Annotated in this window: 20 protein-coding genes; 14 read left to right on the top strand and 6 right to left on the bottom strand. The window is 52.2% G+C overall.

Annotation, left to right across the window (positions count from 1 at the left end; translation table 11 throughout):
• Positions 1-28: 28 nt before the first annotated feature.
• Positions 29-1,015, bottom strand: coding sequence for a peptidylprolyl isomerase (locus EVJ32_RS10030; protein WP_131458125.1), 987 nt, complete (start codon positions 1,013-1,015; stop codon positions 29-31).
• Positions 1,016-1,166: 151 nt separating this feature from the next.
• Between EVJ32_RS10030 and EVJ32_RS10025 the strand changes: the two genes are divergently transcribed.
• Positions 1,167-1,502: a DUF1878 family protein gene (locus EVJ32_RS10025; protein ID WP_236635571.1), complete on the top strand. Its 336-nt coding sequence runs from the start codon at positions 1,167-1,169 to the stop codon at positions 1,500-1,502.
• Here the strand turns inward: EVJ32_RS10025 and EVJ32_RS10020 are convergent.
• Positions 1,489-2,052: an HTH-type transcriptional regulator Hpr gene (locus EVJ32_RS10020; RefSeq protein WP_131458124.1), complete on the bottom strand. Its 564-nt coding sequence runs from the start codon at positions 2,050-2,052 to the stop codon at positions 1,489-1,491. The two genes, EVJ32_RS10025 and EVJ32_RS10020, sit on opposite strands and share 14 nt — an antisense overlap.
• A gap of 60 nt (positions 2,053-2,112) precedes the next feature.
• Positions 2,113-2,469, bottom strand: a complete 357-nt coding sequence (locus EVJ32_RS10015) for a hypothetical protein (protein WP_233589624.1) — start codon at positions 2,467-2,469, stop codon at positions 2,113-2,115.
• A gap of 168 nt (positions 2,470-2,637) precedes the next feature.
• Between EVJ32_RS10015 and EVJ32_RS10010 the strand changes: the two genes are divergently transcribed.
• Positions 2,638-2,973, top strand: a complete 336-nt coding sequence (locus EVJ32_RS10010; RefSeq protein WP_131458123.1) for a hypothetical protein — start codon at positions 2,638-2,640, stop codon at positions 2,971-2,973.
• 52 nt (positions 2,974-3,025) lie between these two features.
• On the opposite strand, the gene EVJ32_RS10005 is transcribed toward EVJ32_RS10010, so the two are convergent.
• Positions 3,026-3,454: an HIT family protein gene (locus EVJ32_RS10005; protein WP_131458122.1), complete on the bottom strand. Its 429-nt coding sequence runs from the start codon at positions 3,452-3,454 to the stop codon at positions 3,026-3,028.
• A gap of 132 nt (positions 3,455-3,586) precedes the next feature.
• Between EVJ32_RS10005 and EVJ32_RS10000 the strand changes: the two genes are divergently transcribed.
• Entirely contained in the window at positions 3,587-4,639 is a 1,053-nt protein-coding gene (locus EVJ32_RS10000) for a hypothetical protein (protein ID WP_131458121.1), read from the top strand.
• 51 nt (positions 4,640-4,690) lie between these two features.
• Here the strand turns inward: EVJ32_RS10000 and EVJ32_RS09995 are convergent, their stop codons facing one another.
• Entirely contained in the window at positions 4,691-4,945 is a 255-nt protein-coding gene (locus EVJ32_RS09995; RefSeq protein WP_070327866.1) for a GlsB/YeaQ/YmgE family stress response membrane protein, read from the bottom strand.
• A gap of 168 nt (positions 4,946-5,113) precedes the next feature.
• On the opposite strand from EVJ32_RS09995, the gene EVJ32_RS09990 reads away from it, so the two are divergent.
• Both EVJ32_RS09990 and EVJ32_RS09985 read left to right on the top strand, forming a co-directional pair.
• Positions 5,114-5,851, top strand: coding sequence for an ABC transporter ATP-binding protein (locus EVJ32_RS09990; protein WP_070327865.1), 738 nt, complete (start codon positions 5,114-5,116; stop codon positions 5,849-5,851).
• On the top strand, positions 5,848-6,978 hold the full coding sequence (locus tag EVJ32_RS09985) for an ABC transporter permease (RefSeq protein ID WP_131458120.1): 1,131 nt from the start codon (positions 5,848-5,850) through the stop codon (positions 6,976-6,978). Before EVJ32_RS09990 ends, EVJ32_RS09985 begins: the two co-directional genes overlap by 4 nt.
• 46 nt (positions 6,979-7,024) lie before the next feature.
• On the opposite strand, the gene EVJ32_RS09980 is transcribed toward EVJ32_RS09985, so the two are convergent.
• Positions 7,025-8,323: an ammonium transporter gene (locus EVJ32_RS09980; protein WP_131458119.1), complete on the bottom strand. Its 1,299-nt coding sequence runs from the start codon at positions 8,321-8,323 to the stop codon at positions 7,025-7,027.
• 128 nt (positions 8,324-8,451) lie between these two features.
• Between EVJ32_RS09980 and EVJ32_RS09975 the strand changes: the two genes are divergently transcribed.
• The 9 genes from EVJ32_RS09975 (at position 8,452) to EVJ32_RS09935 (ending at position 16,942) form a co-directional block, all read left to right on the top strand.
• Entirely contained in the window at positions 8,452-8,757 is a 306-nt protein-coding gene (locus tag EVJ32_RS09975) for a MerR family transcriptional regulator (RefSeq protein WP_131458118.1), read from the top strand.
• A gap of 116 nt (positions 8,758-8,873) precedes the next feature.
• Positions 8,874-9,923: a uroporphyrinogen decarboxylase gene (gene hemE, locus EVJ32_RS09970; protein ID WP_131458117.1), complete on the top strand. Its 1,050-nt coding sequence runs from the start codon at positions 8,874-8,876 to the stop codon at positions 9,921-9,923.
• Positions 9,920-10,849 (top strand): ferrochelatase, encoded by a 930-nt coding sequence (hemH, locus tag EVJ32_RS09965; protein WP_131458116.1) that lies wholly within the window; start codon positions 9,920-9,922, stop codon positions 10,847-10,849. The genes hemE and hemH overlap by 4 nt, the downstream gene beginning before the upstream one ends.
• Complete coding sequence (gene hemG, locus EVJ32_RS09960) at positions 10,842-12,227, top strand: protoporphyrinogen oxidase (RefSeq protein WP_131458115.1); 1,386 nt, start codon at positions 10,842-10,844, stop codon at positions 12,225-12,227. Before hemH ends, hemG begins: the two co-directional genes overlap by 8 nt.
• Positions 12,228-12,311: 84 nt before the next feature.
• Positions 12,312-13,205: a Cof-type HAD-IIB family hydrolase gene (locus tag EVJ32_RS09955; protein WP_131458114.1), complete on the top strand. Its 894-nt coding sequence runs from the start codon at positions 12,312-12,314 to the stop codon at positions 13,203-13,205.
• 71 nt (positions 13,206-13,276) lie between these two features.
• On the top strand, positions 13,277-14,266 hold the full coding sequence (lplA, locus tag EVJ32_RS09950; RefSeq protein ID WP_131458113.1) for a lipoate--protein ligase: 990 nt from the start codon (positions 13,277-13,279) through the stop codon (positions 14,264-14,266).
• Positions 14,267-14,421: 155 nt separating this feature from the next.
• Positions 14,422-14,895, top strand: a complete 474-nt coding sequence (locus tag EVJ32_RS09945; protein ID WP_236634118.1) for a PTS sugar transporter subunit IIA — start codon at positions 14,422-14,424, stop codon at positions 14,893-14,895.
• A gap of 103 nt (positions 14,896-14,998) precedes the next feature.
• Positions 14,999-16,543: a long-chain-fatty-acid--CoA ligase gene (locus tag EVJ32_RS09940; RefSeq protein WP_131458111.1), complete on the top strand. Its 1,545-nt coding sequence runs from the start codon at positions 14,999-15,001 to the stop codon at positions 16,541-16,543.
• Between the two features lie 96 nt (positions 16,544-16,639).
• Positions 16,640-16,942 (top strand): metal-sensitive transcriptional regulator, encoded by a 303-nt coding sequence (locus EVJ32_RS09935; protein WP_070327854.1) that lies wholly within the window; start codon positions 16,640-16,642, stop codon positions 16,940-16,942.
• Positions 16,943-16,944 lie beyond the last annotated feature (2 nt).

Genomic DNA, 16,944 nt, shown 5'->3' with positions numbered 1-16,944 from the left:
GGCATCCCGCGGGATGCCTGCCTGTTGCTTATTGTTCTGTCGACTCTTCAGCCGGTGCTTCTTCTTCCGCTTTGAGAGCGTCTTTTACTGCGTCGAATTGTGTTGAGGCTTTCGCGTCTTTCACGTCAACGTTGTATTTTTCGATCAACTCAGCGTAGATTTTGTTGGCGTCGACTGAAGCTGCTTTTTCAGTCGCCAATTCTTCACGGATGCGGTCTTTCTCGTCCTCGAGCTTGAGGTCTTTTTCTTTACGGTCTACGACTTTGATGACGTGGAATCCGAATTGTGATTGGACCGGCTCTGAGACTTTACCGACGACATCTTCTTGGAACGCGTATGCTTCGAATTCAGGAACCATGGCACCGGCTGAGAAGTAACCGAGGTCGCCGCCTTTTTCGCCTGAACCAGTGTCTGTTGATTTTTCTTTCGCAACGTCTGCGAAATCAGCGCCATCGTTCAACTCTTTGATGATCGCTTGCGCTTCTTCTTCCGTCTCGACGAGGATGTGGCTCGCCTGGACTTCGACGTTCTCTTTGGCGAATTGTGCTTCGATTTCTTCATCCGTCACGTCGACGAGTTCAGACTTGGCAGCATCGACGAGCATCTGCCCACGGAGCGCTTCTTTGAATTCGTCTGTGTCAGCCATACCAGCCTGTTGGATCGCTTGTTCGAACTCTTCTTTCGAGTTGAACTGCTCTTCCGTCTTGCTGAACTCTTCGTCGACTTTCTCTTGCTCGACTTTGTCGCCATACTCTTTTTCAAGAAGTGCGTTCATCGTTTCTTGGAAAGCGAGTTGTGGGACCATACGGTCGTAGCTCATGTCCGCGATTTCACCGCGCGTGATTTCGCCACCTTCGAAAGAGACAACAGCTGAGTTGTCAGAAGATCCGCCGCTCGTTGCAGCGTACGTACCGCCTACACCGATGAGAAGCGCGATTGCCGATGCGCCGACAAGGGCACCAGTTGAAAACTTTTTGTTTTGTTTGTTTGGTTCATTCGTCATTCCGTTTGACATATATTCCACCCCTAAAAATCTATAAGTTTCTATGTTCGACTATACCACATTTTGTTAATGCTGACAGCTGTTCGATTACCTGTGTAGTATCATAGCACAGAAACGTGTCGTATAATGATGAAAGAGAATGTGAAATGATGGGGTGGGAAACGTGTCGTTAGAAGAGAAAGTTAATCAGTTGTCTTTTCAGATGGAGCTGTTGCTCGGACTAGTCGATTGGTCGAGTCGGCCGTTTGAATATGAAGTCATCAAAGCAAACTTGACGAAGGAAGAAGTTGCGGACTTCTATAAACTACTCGACGAAATCAACAATCAACAAAATGAGCAAAGGCGTTACGGCTTGTCGTCCGTAGAGCCTTTGCTCGTCAGTTTCGTCGGGATGTTGCATCCGTCGTTAGACCCTGGGGTCATCTTGGCGGCGTGCGTCAAACAAGGGATCGCTCTCGAAATCACAGAGCCCCTTTACGCGCACGTCAAGCTTCTTTAGTCAGCTCGTCATCTTCGGGACGACGGCCTGCCTCTTCAGAAATCATTTTTGATGTTTCGGCGAAGATGTCCATAAAGTTGTCGCCGTACAGGCGGCGGACGATGGCCGTGATGTCCGTCAAGTCCGGGAACTTCCCATATAACTCCTGCAACGGGAGCGAGGCACGGAACACACCGTTCTCTTCAGGGTCGAACGCATGGATTGTTTTGAGCAAGAGCGCTTCACCTTCAGGCGTCAACTGTACATAAGTATTACGTTTGTCCGTTTCTTTTTTAGAGAACGTGAGGAGACCACGATCTTCTAATTTTTTCGAAAAGTTGAACGCGGTCGATACGTGCATCACGCCATATTTCGCAATCTCAGAGATTGAGGCGCCACCGAGCGCGTGGGCAATCCATAAAATATGATGCTCGTTTATGTTCAAATCGAAAGGCTTGATCCAGTTCTGCCAGTCTTTTTCGACCGTCTTCCACAATGCTTTACTGAGCTGAATGATTTTATGGCTATAGAGCATGGCCTCAGGGCCAGAGAATTCTTTTTCATGTTCCATCTCAATTCATCCTTTCCGGATACAAAGTGACTAAAACGACGGACGATGCCTAAAGACCGGTCAGTCGGTCTTCTTCGCTTTCGCTTCGGTCATATCTGACTGTACGTTTGAAAGCTCGTTTAGGTTTCCTTGGATCTGCTCGATTGAAGGCTGAATGTCTTGTTGATAGCGTTCGACCTCGGCTTTCACTTGATCCGTCAATTCTTTGCCTTGCAACTTACCAGCCGCCACCACTTGTGAAGCATCTTTGGCAACTTTTTGGAATTGTTCTTTCAACGTAGTGATTGTAGACGCCCGATGCTGATTCGATGCGGCATCGTTGGCCGTTCCACGAGCAATCTTTTTCACTGTCGCCACGCCTAAAAACGCTACGACAAAGCCAAAAGCAACCCACTCGCGACGATTGTGACTCGACAATACATTCCCCTCCTCAAGCACGATAATGCTAGAATACATTCTTTTCATATTATTTTACCAAAAAAGAGAGATTAAAAACCTATATCTCAAATAAAATTTTTCAGAACATTCAATTTTGACCGAAAAATCATTTTATTTTAAAATGAGGTCAAAGGAAGGTGACCTCCAGTGGACAAGCAAAAGCGTTGGTTCGATGACATGCTAGACTTGTACAACGCGGCGAAACAACTGGGAGATGACCCTTGGGCACATAAAATAATGGAAGCACTCGAGGCGGGATACGAAGCGTCAGAACAGAACGAACAGACGCGTAAACAAACTTTGCTTGAAAAGCGACTTTTTGAAATCGACACCCGTCTAAATGAATTAAGAAAAGAGTTCGAACAAGCGGAGTCTGTCAAATCTCGTCAGCAACTGTATGAGCAGGCGATCAAATTGCAAATAGAGCGGGCTCAAATTGAAGAAGAGCGGAAGCGGCACTTCAATTCGATCAACTCGTCATGAAAGACATGAAAGCGGACCAGGCTCTCGGAGGAGTCTGGTCCGCTTATTTTGTTCAAACACGTTGTTTGATTTGAGCCGCGAGCGTGTTCATTTCTTCTGGCGTGTACGCATCGTTATGGGTTTCCCATTTCGCATCGAAGCCGTCTTCTTGGCCGTAGCGTGGAAGCAAGTGAATATGGAAATGGTACACCGTCTGACCGGCGATCTCTTCGGCGTTCGAGAGGACGTTCATCCCGATCGCGCCCGTCTCGCGTTGAAGCGCGCTCGCGATTCCCGGGACCGCTTTAAAGACGTCACTTGCGACGTCACTCGGCAGTTCGTAAATGTTTTTGGCATGATGTTTCGGGATGACGAGGGTATGGCCTTTCGTCACTTGGGAAATGTCGAGAAAAGCGACGACGTCATCATCTTCGTACACCTTGTAAGAAGGGATGTCGTTGTTGACGATTTTACAAAAGATACAATTGGCATCGGTATGCATCGTATTTCCTCCATTCATGAAATGACTGATCGATTTCATCATAACACGGAAGTTCAGGCGAAAGAATGATTGTCCTCGTTCTCACGTCATCCTACAATAGAAGGACAAGAGAAAGTGATAGGAGTGGAGAGAATGGCGTATGAACGATCGAAAAAGACGACAAGGCAGCGCAAGATTCGCCTCGTCATCGTCCTAGCCGTTTTGCTCGTCTTAGCGACGGGGGCAATCTATATATGGGGCTATAAGCCGGCGGAGGCGAACGCGCAAATCCACGTTCGATTTAAAGAGGCTCTGTTGACGGAAGACGTCGCTTTCTTTGAGCAGACGGTTGAATATGAGACTGAGCCGCTCACGCGCGCCGAGGCACTCCGGTTCATGCGTTGGCTGAACGAAGAGAAGTCGATTCGAGGTGAGGCGATCTCTGAGGTGGCGGCGGACCGCGCCGATGAACGTCAAGGTATGGAGTCAGTCGGGTTGTTCCGCTTGCTTGATACGGGAGACGGCCGGTTCGGCTTTGCGGATTATCGAATTGAGCTGTTACCGCAAACGTTCGTTGCGACGTCAGACGTGCCGTTGACGAACATATGGGTCGATGGGACACAAGTAGGCCGGATTGATGCGGCGGGCGACAGCCTGACGGTCGAGCGGATGCCAGGCCGGTACGACGTCAAAGCCGTCGCGGTCGTGAACGGGGAGACCGTCACGCGAACGGAGACGGTGACGCTCGTTCGGGAGGAACAGCTCGCTTTCGCGCTACAGCCCGAAGCGAACGAGACGATTGCCGGTCAGTTCGATATCGAGCGGGTCGAGCTGATCGAGATTGAAGTCGAGGCGAGGACCGGGCATTCGCTTGAAACGATTGAGTCGGTTATGAACAAGCGGGAGAAAACGGTCGTCGGACAGCTCGGTGAACCGCTTGAACGGGACGGCGACGTGTGGCGGTATGCCGGTATGGATGTGACATTTGTTAAAAAGAAAGTGAACCAAATCGACATCGATTTGGACAAACGGACGGACGATATGGTCGCCCTCCTCGGTGAACCGAATGAACGAATCGAGACAGAGCTTGGGATCGAGTGGCGTTACGATCGCTCGCTGTTCGAATCGATTTTCACGCTGCTCGGCCTAGAAACGGAAAAACGCTTCATCGAACGCGACGGGGCGATGTATTTATTGTTAAGTTGAACGAAAAAAACGGGACCCTCGTGTCGAGGGTCCCGTTTTTGTAGCACTGGATTAGCGCTTTTTGTTCATTGATTTCATAACGAACGATACGATCAAGATCAAGATAATCGCACCAAGAAGTGCTGGAATAATCGCGATGTCAGCGATGATTGGTCCGAAATCAGGGAAGATCAATCCGCCAAGCCAAGCACCAATGATACCGGCGATGATGTTACCGATGACGCCGCCTGGTACGTCTTTACCTAAAATAAGACCTGCTAACCAACCGATGATACCTCCGACGATCAAATAAAGAATAAAACCCATGCAAACATTCTCCTCTCTGTTTTGTCCATTGTTCTTAATAACAATTTTATGGAACAATGGAAGTGATGAATAAGTTTTTAAAATGCCTTACAGTAGAGAATATTCCCATGTGACAATTTTTAAAACATATATCACAAAAAAAAGTTGAAAATAAGGGGTGGAGTTTTCATGTTACACGTCGAACACTTGAACGGCGGTTATATAGGTAAACAAGTGCTGCATGATGTTTCGTTTGAAGTAAAAAAAGGTGAGCTCGTCGGGCTGATAGGGCTAAACGGTGCCGGGAAGTCGACGACGATTAAACATATTTTAGGATTGCTTGAACCGATTTCGGGATCGGTCGAAGTCGACGGCGAAACGTTGCAATCGTCTGAAAAAAATTATCGCAAGAAAATAAGTTATATACCTGAGACGCCGATTTTGTATGACACGTTGACGTTACGTGAACATTTGTTGTTGATGGGGAAAGCGTACGAGATTGACAGCCGTGACCTCGAGATGCGGACGGAACGCTTGGCCCGCGACATGCGCATGGAGAAACAGTTGGACTGGTTCCCATCCGTCTTCTCGAAAGGGATGCGCCAAAAAGCGATGATCCTGAGCGCGCTCGTGACGAAGACGCCGCTCTTGATCGTCGACGAACCGTTCGTCGGGCTCGACCCGCTCGCAATCCGTCAACTGCTCCGCCTGTTTGATGAGTATAAACAAGAGTGTGCGATTCTCATGTCGACGCACATCCTCGAGACGGCGGAACGTCACTGTGACCGGTTCGTGTTTCTCCATCAAGGAGTCGTGATCGCGACCGGTACGGCAGCGCAGTTGCGTGAAAAATATGCGCTCCGTCCTGACGCAACGCTCGATGACATTTATGTCGAGGCGATCGAGGCTGAGGAGCGGGCGCAATGAGGGTGTTCAACGCGCGGTTTAGTAGTTGGATGGAAGAAGTCGTGAAGTATAGCCGCTATGTGGCGAACGGGGGTCTCTTGTTCACGCTCTACTTCACGCTCATTTACGGGGGGTTCGTCTACAATCAATTTTTAAACGGACTCGACCCGGCGTTTCCGAGCGAATGGATCGTCGCGCTCGTGTTCTTGTTCTTGCCGCTCGGGCATCGGCCGCGGACGTTGCTTCAAGAAGCGGATCAAGTGTTTTTGTTGCCGGAGCTCGGGGATATCCGTTCGTATATGAACGGGGTTCGTCTGTTCAACGTCGTGTTCGCGAGCGTTCGGGCGCTCGTTGTCATGCTCGTGGTCTTGCCGCTCATCGTCCGGACGCAAGCGCTCACGCCGGCAGAAGTAGGCGCCATCGTCGCAGCGAGCGTGTTGCTTTCGGTGGCGGGTCGCCTCGCAAAGCTCGAACTGATCTCAAATGTGGTGCTCTTCAGTGCGCTCGCGAGTGGAGTCATCATGATTTTCGGTGTCCCGTTATTGACGCCGGTGCCGGCGCTTGTCGCGCTTGTCTTGCTTCATCTAAGACGGCACGACCGCATCCCGCTCCTTGATTGGCTCACGCTCGAGCAGAAGAGCAAGGCGCAGTTCGACCGTGTCATCAGTTGGTTCGTCGACTTGCCGGCGATGCGGGAAGAAGTGAAGGAGAGAAGTGTCATCGTGCGAACGCTCGAGCGTTCGGTGCTCAGACGCGCGGATGCCGCGCGTTATGTCTATGGCTTACGCGTCATCCGTTCGAAAGACTCGCTCGACCTCGTGTTCCGCCTTTCTGTCGTGGCGTTCATCGTCATGTGGCTGTCGGGTGGCTGGTATGTCGGCTTGGTCGTCCCGCTGTTCGTCGGTTTGACCGCACTCCAACTCGTGCCGCTCTTCAAACGGCTCGATACGATGTCGATCGCTTCATGGTTGCCGATCACGCGTCTTGAACGGCTGGCGGGTTACAAATGGTGGATGAACCGCTTGCTGATTGGTCAGTTGGTCGTCCTGACGGTTGGGTCGGTCGTGTTCGGTGCTAGAGTTGACGCGGTCGCGGGAGTCGTGCTCGGCTATCTCGTCATCCGTTACTATTTAGGGCGGTTGAAATGAATAAGGGCCACCCTTCCGCATATGGAGGGTGGCCCTTTGACTGCTATTATTTTTTTGGTGACATGACCGACACGCTCGAGCCGAGAATCTTCGGCAGGCGAGCCGGGGTGTTAGTTTCCGAATCGATTTCACCGTACGCCGATACACCGTGCTCGGCGATATCGAGTCCGACGTCTTCTTGCTCTTCAGTGACACGGAGACCGATCGTCACGTCGAGTAGTTTTAAGAAGACGTAGCTTCCGCCTCCGGCGATGACCATTGCGATCAAGACACCAAGCGCCTGGACGCCGAGTTGTGACAAGCCGCCACCGTAGAAGAGGCCGGCCGAACCGATGCCGGTGATCTCGACGAGACGCGGTGATGCGAAGAACCCGAGTGCGAGTGTTCCGATGATGCCAGCGACACCGTGGACCGAGAAGGCACAGAGTGGGTCATCGATATATTTCGCCATGAGGATACTCGTGCCGTATGTTGCGATGGAAGCTAGGGCGCCGATGACGACAGCGGCCCATGGTTCGACAAAGGCACAAGCGGCTGTGATGGCGACGAGCGCCCCGAGAACACCGTTGACGACTGAAGGGATGTCGGCCGTCTTCTTGTGGATCATGACGATGGCGAGCGCGCCGAGCGCACCGGCAGCCGTAGCGAGCATCGTCGTAAGAGCGACATAACCGAAGAATCCGTCAGCAACCGACATTGTCGATCCCGCGTTGAACCCGAACCAGCAGAGCCAAAGGACGAGTCCGCCGACGACCGTCAAGACGTGGTTATGACCGGCGAGTGATTCTGTTTTCCGTCGTGGTTTCAAGATGATCGTCGCCATGAGGGCGGCCATCCCACCTTGGAGGTGGACGACGGCTGAACCTGCGAAGTCTTGCATCCCCATTGAGCCGAGGAGTCCACCCGCCCAAACCGAGCGAGCGACGATCGGATAGAGAATGGCGACGAAGAAGATACCGAATAAGACGTAAGCCGACAGTTTAGCCCGTTCCGCAAATCCGCCCCAAGCGATTGCGAGCGCAACGGCGACGAATGACAATTGGAACAAGAATTTAATGTCGAGCGAGACGTTGGCCCAGTCGAGGCTCGTGAACGATCCGTTTAAAAAGAATCCTTCAGTCCCGAACCAGCGGGTACCATCCCCGAATGAGAGGCCGAACCCGACGGCCCAAAAGGCGATTGCCGCCACAGAGAGGCTGATGATTTGTTTGACAGCGACATGCCCGGCGTTTTTAGCCCGGAGCGTCCCAGTCTCGAGTAAGCCGAAACCAAGTTGCATCGTCAAGACGAGCAGTGCAGCGATGAGTACGAACAGCGTGTCCATATAATACATAATTTCTTCCATGTTGCGATTCCTCCTTTTAGCAAGTGTGATTTCAAAAGTTGGTTTCAGTTTAAGACGAAATGAACGGGTTGGATTGCAATTTGTCAGATTATCTGACATAGTTTTTTTGAGAAGGGAGATGGCGGACGATGGACTACAAGTCGAAGAAAGTGATTGGAATGGGCATCATTACCGAACTGACCGGGCTTTCTGAACGACAAGTGCGCTATTATGAGGCGAAAGGACTCGTCTTCCCGGAACGGACAAAGGGAGGCTCACGTAAATATTCTTTCCATGACGTCGAACGGTTGATCGACGTGGCGTCGAAGCTTGAGGACGGATGGCGGATTCAAGACATTAAAGAGCGCGAGAAACGTCTGTCGACGAGACAGCGTGACGATTTGATCCGGGGTCAGCTCAATTCGGCGTTCCGCACGTACCCGACAAAGAAATGACACAATGAAAACACAATGAAAATGCTTCACATTAGCATTATTCTAATTAATTTCTGTATAATGTTTTTGAGTTCACATACCTATAGAAGAAGAGTGTAGGAGAATTATAGAGGGGAATGACGCGACGTATGAACGATACTATTTTGAAGGCGTTTCGAGGAGAGGCGACAGACTATGTTCCGGTCTGGTATATGCGCCAAGCCGGACGCTACCAACCAGAATATCGTGAGATCAAGAAAACGAGGACGTTGTTCGAAATCACACACGATTCAGAACTATGCGCCTACGTGACAGAACTCCCGGTCAAGCAACTTGGAGTCGACGCGGCCATTCTGTACAAAGATATTATGACACCACTCCCATCGATGGGTGTCGATGTAGAAATTAAGAGCGGGATTGGCCCGGTCATCGATAATCCGTATCGGACGATGGAGGACGTCGAGCGCTTGAAACCGCTGAATATCGACGACATCTCGTACGTGCTCGAGACGATCCGTTTGCTCCGGGAGCGTCTTGAAGTGCCGCTCATCGGATTCTCGGGAGCGCCGTTCACGCTTGCGAGCTATATGATTGAAGGCGGTCCATCGAAAAGCTATCATCGGACAAAAGCACTCATGTACGCTGAGCCGGACGTTTGGAACGCGCTCATGGACAAACTTGGAGACATGGTCATCACGTACGCCAAAGCGCAAGCTGAGGCCGGGATCCAAGCGTTCCAATTGTTCGATTCATGGGTCGGGACGCTCAGCCGCAAAGATTATGTCCGCTACATTAAACCGACGACTGAGCGCATCTTCACTGAATTGCGCACGCTCGACATCCCGCTCATCATGCACGGTGTCGGAGCGAGCCATCTTGTAGAAGAATGGCAGGATCAGCCAATCGACGTCGTCGGGCTCGACTGGCGCTTGTCGGTTCAAGAAGCGCGCGATCGCGGCATTACGAAAGCGGTGCAAGGAAACTTGGACCCGTCGTTCTTGCTGGCACCATGGCCGGTCATCGAGGAGAAAGTGAAAGAAATCCTCGATGAAGGGATGAAACAACCGGGCTACGTCTTCAACTTGGGACATGGGGTGTTCCCAGAAGTCGACCCGGCCGTACTCGTCAAATTGACGGCATTTATCCATGACTATTCACGTGAAAAAATGGGAGGCAAATCATCATGAAAACAGTCGGATTACTCGTAATGGCTTATGGAACACCATATAAACCGGAAGACATTGAACGATATTATACGCACATCCGTTACGGACGCAAGCCGGCACCGGAAGCGCTCCAAGACTTGACGGAACGTTATGAGGCGATCGGGGGCGTATCTCCGCTCGCGAAGATCACGATTGACCAAGCGGAGACGCTTCGAGACATTTTGAACGAGCGTCACGCTGGTGAAATCGACTTCAAATTATATATCGGTCTCAAGCACATCGAACCGTTCGTCGAGGATGCGGTCGCGCAAATGGCGAACGACGGCATTAAAGAAGCGGTCTCAGTCGTTCTTGCCCCTCATTATTCGTCATATAGCGTCAAGTCTTACAACGGACGCGCCCATGAAGAAGCGGCGAAATACGACATCGAGATCCGTTCGGTCGAGTCGTGGTACGATGAGCCGAAATTTATCAATTGGTGGGCCGAAGCGATCAAAGACACGTTCGCGAACTTGCCGGTCCCAGCCGAAAAGGCGTGCTTGATCGTGTCGGCGCATAGCTTGCCAGAGAAGATTTTGGCCGGTGGCGATCCGTACCCGGATCAGTTGAAAGAGACGGCAGACAAGATCGCGCAAGCTGCCGGTGTCATCAACTATGAGGTCGGTTGGCAGTCTGAAGGCAACACGCCGGATCCTTGGATCGGGCCGGACGTCCAAGATTTGACGGCTGAACTTCACGAAAAACATGGCTACGAGGCGTTTGTCTATACGCCGGTCGGTTTTGTCGCTGACCACCTCGAAGTGCTCTTCGACAACGACGTGGAATGTAAAGTCGTTTGTGACCGCCTTGGCGTTCACTACGCACGTCCAAACATGCCAAACGCAGAGCGGAGCTTCATCGAAGCCGTCGCAGATCGGATGGAAAGCGTGATCGTGCATCATGCGTAATTTGACGATTGTCGGTGGTGGGATCACAGGTCTCACCGCCGCTTTTTATGCCGAGCGTTATTTGCCGGAAGACGTGTCGATCACGCTGTTAGAGGCGAATGACCGGTTAGGCGGAAAAATCGATACGTTCGAGACCGGTGAATTCGCGGTCGAGCGCGGTCCTGACTCTTACGTGTTCAGGAAGACGGCGATGACCGAGTTGATCCATGACGTCGGTCTCGGGGACGAGCTCGTCCGGAACGGGGTCGGCCAAGCGTACGTCTTGCATCATGACGGGTTACATCCGATTCCGAAACAGACGGTGATGGGCATCCCACTCGACGTCGACGTGTTCAAGCAGACGTCGCTCTTGTCAGAAGACGAGCACGCGGCATTGCGGGCCATGCTGTTGTCGCCCCCGGACATCACGCCCCCGGAGACGGACGTCTCACTCGGCCTCTATCTTCGAGAACGGGTCGGGGATCCGATTGTCGACCGATTGATCGAGCCGCTATTGTCGGGCATTTATGCCGGCGATATCGACAAGATGAGTGCGCTGTCGACGTTCCCGCAGTTTATCGAAGGTGAGAAGAAGTACGGCAGTCTATATGAAGGGATGCGCCATCTTCGTCCCGAACAGCGTGTCGCTGAAGTCGGCGCGAAGAAAGTCGGACAGTTCGCTTCGCTCCGGCGAGGTTTGAAGTCGCTGACGGACCGTCTCGCGGAACGGCTCGAGCGGACAGAGGTCATCTTGAACTGTTCGGTCGAACAAGTCGAGGAGACGGAGACAGGCTATCGTCTGCTCACGAATCGTGGCGATATGGATTCAGAGCGTCTCGTGATGACGGTCCCGCCGCGTCTCATTCGTCAGTTCTTACCGAAAGTCGACAGTGATTTCTTGGCCGATATGAAGCCGCATGCGACCGCGACGTGCTCACTCGTCTTTAAAGAGACAGATATCGAGCTCCCGTTCGTCGGTACGGGCTTCGTCACGAGCCAAGAAGCGGACGTGATGATCACGGCGTGTACGTTCATCGATCAAAAATGGCCACACGCCGTGCCAGACGGCTATCACGTTCTCCGTGTCTTCCTCGGTCGTCCGGGTGCTGACGAGATCGTCGATGCGCCGGATGAGGACATTGTGGCGACAGCGCTGCATGACTTGGGCGGTTTGATGAACATCAAAGCCGCACCGCTCCAGGCGGTCGTCAGCCGGCTGCGGGACGGATTGCCACCGTACGCGGTCTTCCACGCCGACCGGGTGCGAGCGCTTCGGGCCGAGATGAGCCGAGTTTATCCGGGCGTGCTGCTCGCGGGGATCGCCTACGACGGGATCGGTATGCCGGACTGTATTAAGAGCGTCCACGAGCAGATCAAACAGTTAGCAGAACTTGGTTAAGGATTTGTGAAGAGCGGTGTCGGATTTTTCCGTCGGCCTCTCTTTTTGTTATAGTTAGAAGCGAAAGAGAAAAAGAGGGAGTGGATGTTGATGACAACGTATAAACTGTTCGTATCCGATATGGATGGCACGATTCTGCACAACCACACAAAAATCGCACCGGAGACGGCGGAAATCGTCCGCGCCGCCGAAGCGCAAGGGATTCGCTTTGCGATTGCGACGGGACGCAATTACTTCAACGCGAAAGGAATTCTCGATGAAGCCGGTCTCACGTGCCCGATCGTCTCGTCAAACGGGGGCCGCGTCTTGACTGAAACGGGAGAGGTGCTCCATGAAATCGATTTGACGGTAGAAGAAGCGCTCGAAGTCGTGTCGGTGCTTCATCAAGACCATAAGTATTCGGATATCTTTTATGAGATGTATTCGGAAGCGGGACTTGTCGCAAGTCGCCTCGATTTGATTGAAGCGACGATGGAAAACTTGAAGCAAAATGGTGACGACCGGTCGCTCGAGATGTATGAGTTCTTCCGGAAGCGCTATTACGTCAACGAAGACGTCCGTCTCGTCGAGGACATCGAGGACTTCATCAAAAACGAGGCCGGACGCGTCTATAAATTCATCGCGTTCTCAAGTCATTTTGAGAAGATGTCATCACTATGGACTGAAATCGATGAGCGTGTCGACGGGGTATACGTCACGTCATCGGGGAACGACAACATCGAAGTGATGGCGAACGGGGCCGACAAAGGTCACGGCGTCAAGAAGCTCGCCGAGCACTTCGGTGTCGATTTGTCAGAAGTCGTCGTCATCGGTGACAACTTGAACGACGTGCCGATGTTTGAAGTCGCCGGCAAAGCGATTGCGATGGGCAACAGTCACGAGGAGTTAATTGCCATCAGCCACCACGTCACGGAACGTCATGATGAGTATGGCGTCGCGAACGCGTTGAAGCGCATCATGAGCGGTGAGTGGAAGTAAACAAGTTGTAGAGCGGGTGATTCGTCTCGTATAATACAACTAACGAACATCCGATTAGGAGGAAACCGACTGTGAAATTTATCTTTAACCCGGACATCCGGGACCCAAAACTCAACTTGGCGGTCGAGGAGTATATCCTCAAGCATTTGAACGTCGAGCATGAGGACTACTTCTTGTTCTATATTAACGGCCCGTCGATCATCATCGGCAAAAACCAGAACACGTCAGAAGAAGTCAACTTGAAGTATATCGAAGAGAACGGGATCGACGTCGTCCGTCGCTTGTCTGGCGGCGGTGCCGTCTATCACGACGAAGGCAACTTGAACTTCAGCTTCATCACGAAAGATGACGGCAATTCGTTCAATAACTACAAGAAGTTCACACAGCCGATCGTCGATGCGCTCAAACAACTCGGTGTCGAAGCAGAATTGACCGGTCGTAACGATATTCAAGTCGGCGAACGGAAAATCAGCGGGAACGCCCAATTCACGACGCGTGGTCGCATGTTCAGCCACGGGACGCTCATGTTCAACTCGAACATCGAGGAAGTCGTCAACTCGCTCAACGTCTCGGAAGAGAAGATGCGCTCAAAAGGCATCAAGTCGGTTCGGAGCCGAGTCGCCAACATCACGGAATTTTTAGAAGAAGAGATGGAGATGGAACGGTTCGTCGAGGCGCTTCTCCACTCGATCTATGATGGTCAAGACCCGGAACGTTACGTGCTCCGTGACGAGGACTGGGAAATCGTTCAAGACATCTCGAAAGAACGCTACGCGAACTGGGACTGGAACTTCGGGAAGTCACCGAAGTTCGATGTCGAATCGAAGCGTCGTTTCCCGATCGGCACGATTGACGTTCGTTTGAACGTCAATAAAGGGACGATCACGGAAGCGAAAATCTACGGCGACTTCTTCGGCGTTGGTGATATCCACGACGTCGAGCAGGCACTCGTCGGGACGCGGTTCGAACGGGTCGCGATTCGGGAACAATTGTCACACCTCGACGTCAAGCATTACTTCGGTAACGTCGACTTAGAAGAATTGGTCGATCTCATTAGCTGAGGCGATTTTGCAGGAGGATGGTCTGTTTCAGAGACCATCCTTTTTGGCGTTTTCGTGAAACCTCGTGTGTAGCGTTGCGAGTCGTTGCGGGAAGGCGTATCATAATTATTGCAAGCGCTTTCGTTAACGGAGATGAGCCAATAGGAGGAATGAAGATGTGCCGTTTCATCACAGAATGGATGGACACGAACTGGATGTGGGTGACCGATCAACCGACGTTCGAGCGAGCCATGCTCGCGATTGGTCTTGAGCTAGAAGGAAAAGGAATTGTCGATGATACGTTCGCGCAAGTCATCATCGAGCAGGAGCGCACGATCCCGTCCGGAGTGACGGACGTCGCCATCCCGGTCGCTGTCATCGACGTGCCGAACCAGGTCTCAAAGCGCGATGGCATCACGCTGCTCCACTTGAACCGTCCGTTCGACGTGCGGACGATCGCCGGGGAATCGGTCTGTGCAGAACTGATCTTTATCATCACAGCGACGACTGACGAGAAGAAACAGACGTTCCATAAGTTGATCGATGATCTGCTCATGGACGACGAAGCGTTGCAAGCGCTTGTTCACGTCCAAAGCCGGGCCGGGCTATATCATTTGCAGACGATGGATTTGAAAGCGTTTTCTTCCTGAGATGTTTCATGTACAATAGAGGTAACTGAAAAAGAGCGCGGTTGCCGTGCTCTTTTTTACGGCTCAAGAGTGAATCGTCATTCATTTCCAAAGGGGGATTACCATGGCAAACTTAGTCACAGCGTTACAAGGGGTTGTGGCCGCGCATCCAAATAAGGCGGCCTACGTGTTCGGGGAGGACACGGTCAGCTACGAACAGTTTTTCGGACAAGTCCAAGCGATGGCATCGACGCTTGAACAGAAGGGGATCGACAGAGGGGACCACGTCGCGCTCGTCCTTGGGAATAGCCCGGCGTTCTTGATTTCTTATTTTGCGGTCCTCGCGCGAGGGGGAATCGTCATTCCGATCAACCCTACATATACGCCGGACGAGATGGCTTACATTTTACTCGATGGAGACGTGAAAGCGATCGTCGCCTTGTCGCCGCTCGTCGCGCAAGCCGAAACGGCGCTCACGAACTTGCCGCAGTTGAAACTCGTCATCTCGGTACCGTATGCGGATGTGCCCGCAATCGAGCGCACAGGGGATATCGAATTTATGCCGTTTTCAAAAGCGTTCGCCTCGGGCGTGACGGCGCTAGTCGAGGTCGATGAACAAGACGTCGCCGTCATCTTATATACGAGCGGGACGACAGGTAAACCTAAGGGAGCGCTGTTGACCCACCTCAACTTGTTCTCGAACGCGCACTCAATCGGAGAATATCTCGAGATCACACCGGACGATAAGGCGCTCGCGGCGCTACCGATGTTCCACGTCTTCTGTTTGACGGTCATCGTCAACGCGCCGCTCCTGCGCGGGGCGACGATCATCATCTTGCCGAAGTTCTCGCCGCAAGACGTATTCGATCTCATTCCGAAGCACCAGGTCAGCATTTTTGCCGGTGTGCCGACGATGTACAACTTCTTGTTACAAACGGCGCTGAAAGTACCGGCTTACGCGTCGGCGCTCAAGCACGTCCGCGTCTTCGTCTCGGGCGGGGCGAGCTTACCGGTCCAACTGCTCGAATCGTTTGAACAAAAGTTCGAGTGTAAGATCCTCGAAGGGTATGGCCTGTCAGAGGCGTCGCCGGTCACTTGTTTCAACCCGCTCCACGGGGAACGGAAAGCGGGATCGATCGGTCCGTCGATCGTCCACGTCGAGAACAAAATCGTCGACGAGCTCGGCGAAGAAGTCGGTGTCGGCGAAGTCGGGGAACTCATCGTCCGCGGTCCGAACGTCATGAAAGGCTATTACAAACTGCCTGAGGAGACGTCGATGACGCTTCGGGACGGCTGGCTCTATACGGGCGACTTGGCGAAACGTGACGAGGACGGATATTTTTACATCGTCGACCGGAAAAAGGATATGGTCATCGTCGGTGGTTATAACGTCTACCCGCGGGAAGTCGAAGAAGTGTTGTACCAACACCCGGGCATCGTCGAGGCTGCCGTCATCGGCGTGCCCGATGCCGAGCAAGGTGAAGCGGTGAAGGCGTTCATCGTCACCCGCGATGAGCTTTCGGTCGACGAGATCCGCGCGTTCGCGGCGACGAAACTTGCCAAATATAAACAGCCGAGCCACATCGAGATCATCGATGAGTTACCGCGAAATACGACCGGTAAAATTTTGCGGACGGTTTTGAAAAGCGAAGCGTTTCAACGCAACTGAATCAAGCAAGGGCGACACACAATTGTCGCTCTTTTTTTATTTCATACGTTTGACACCATTACGGGGTAGGGGTATATTAGACGTGAGGTGATAACAATGGATGAATTCTTGCACGAACAGCCGCTCGTCCCGCGCGAAGACGCCGAGCGAGTTGCGCTCAGTAAACGGCTGCGCCGGATCGAAGGCCAAGTCCGTGGGATTCAAAAGATGGTCGAGAGCGACCGATATTGCGTCGATATCTTGACGCAGACGTCGGCTATTCAAGCCGCGTTAAAGCAAGTCGAGATGCAGCTGCTTGAGCGTCATATGCGTAAATGCTTGGTCCATGCGAGTGAAACGGAAGATATGGATCCATACATTGACGAATTGATGACAATTGTCAGCCGCATTAAAAAGTAAGG

Origin of the sequence: Exiguobacterium sp. SH5S4 (assembly GCF_004337045.1) — a bacterium.
In the GTDB taxonomy this organism is placed as follows: Bacteria; Bacillota; Bacilli; order Exiguobacteriales; family Exiguobacteriaceae; genus Exiguobacterium; species Exiguobacterium aurantiacum_A.
This window is presented reverse-complemented; position numbering and strand designations above follow the sequence as displayed.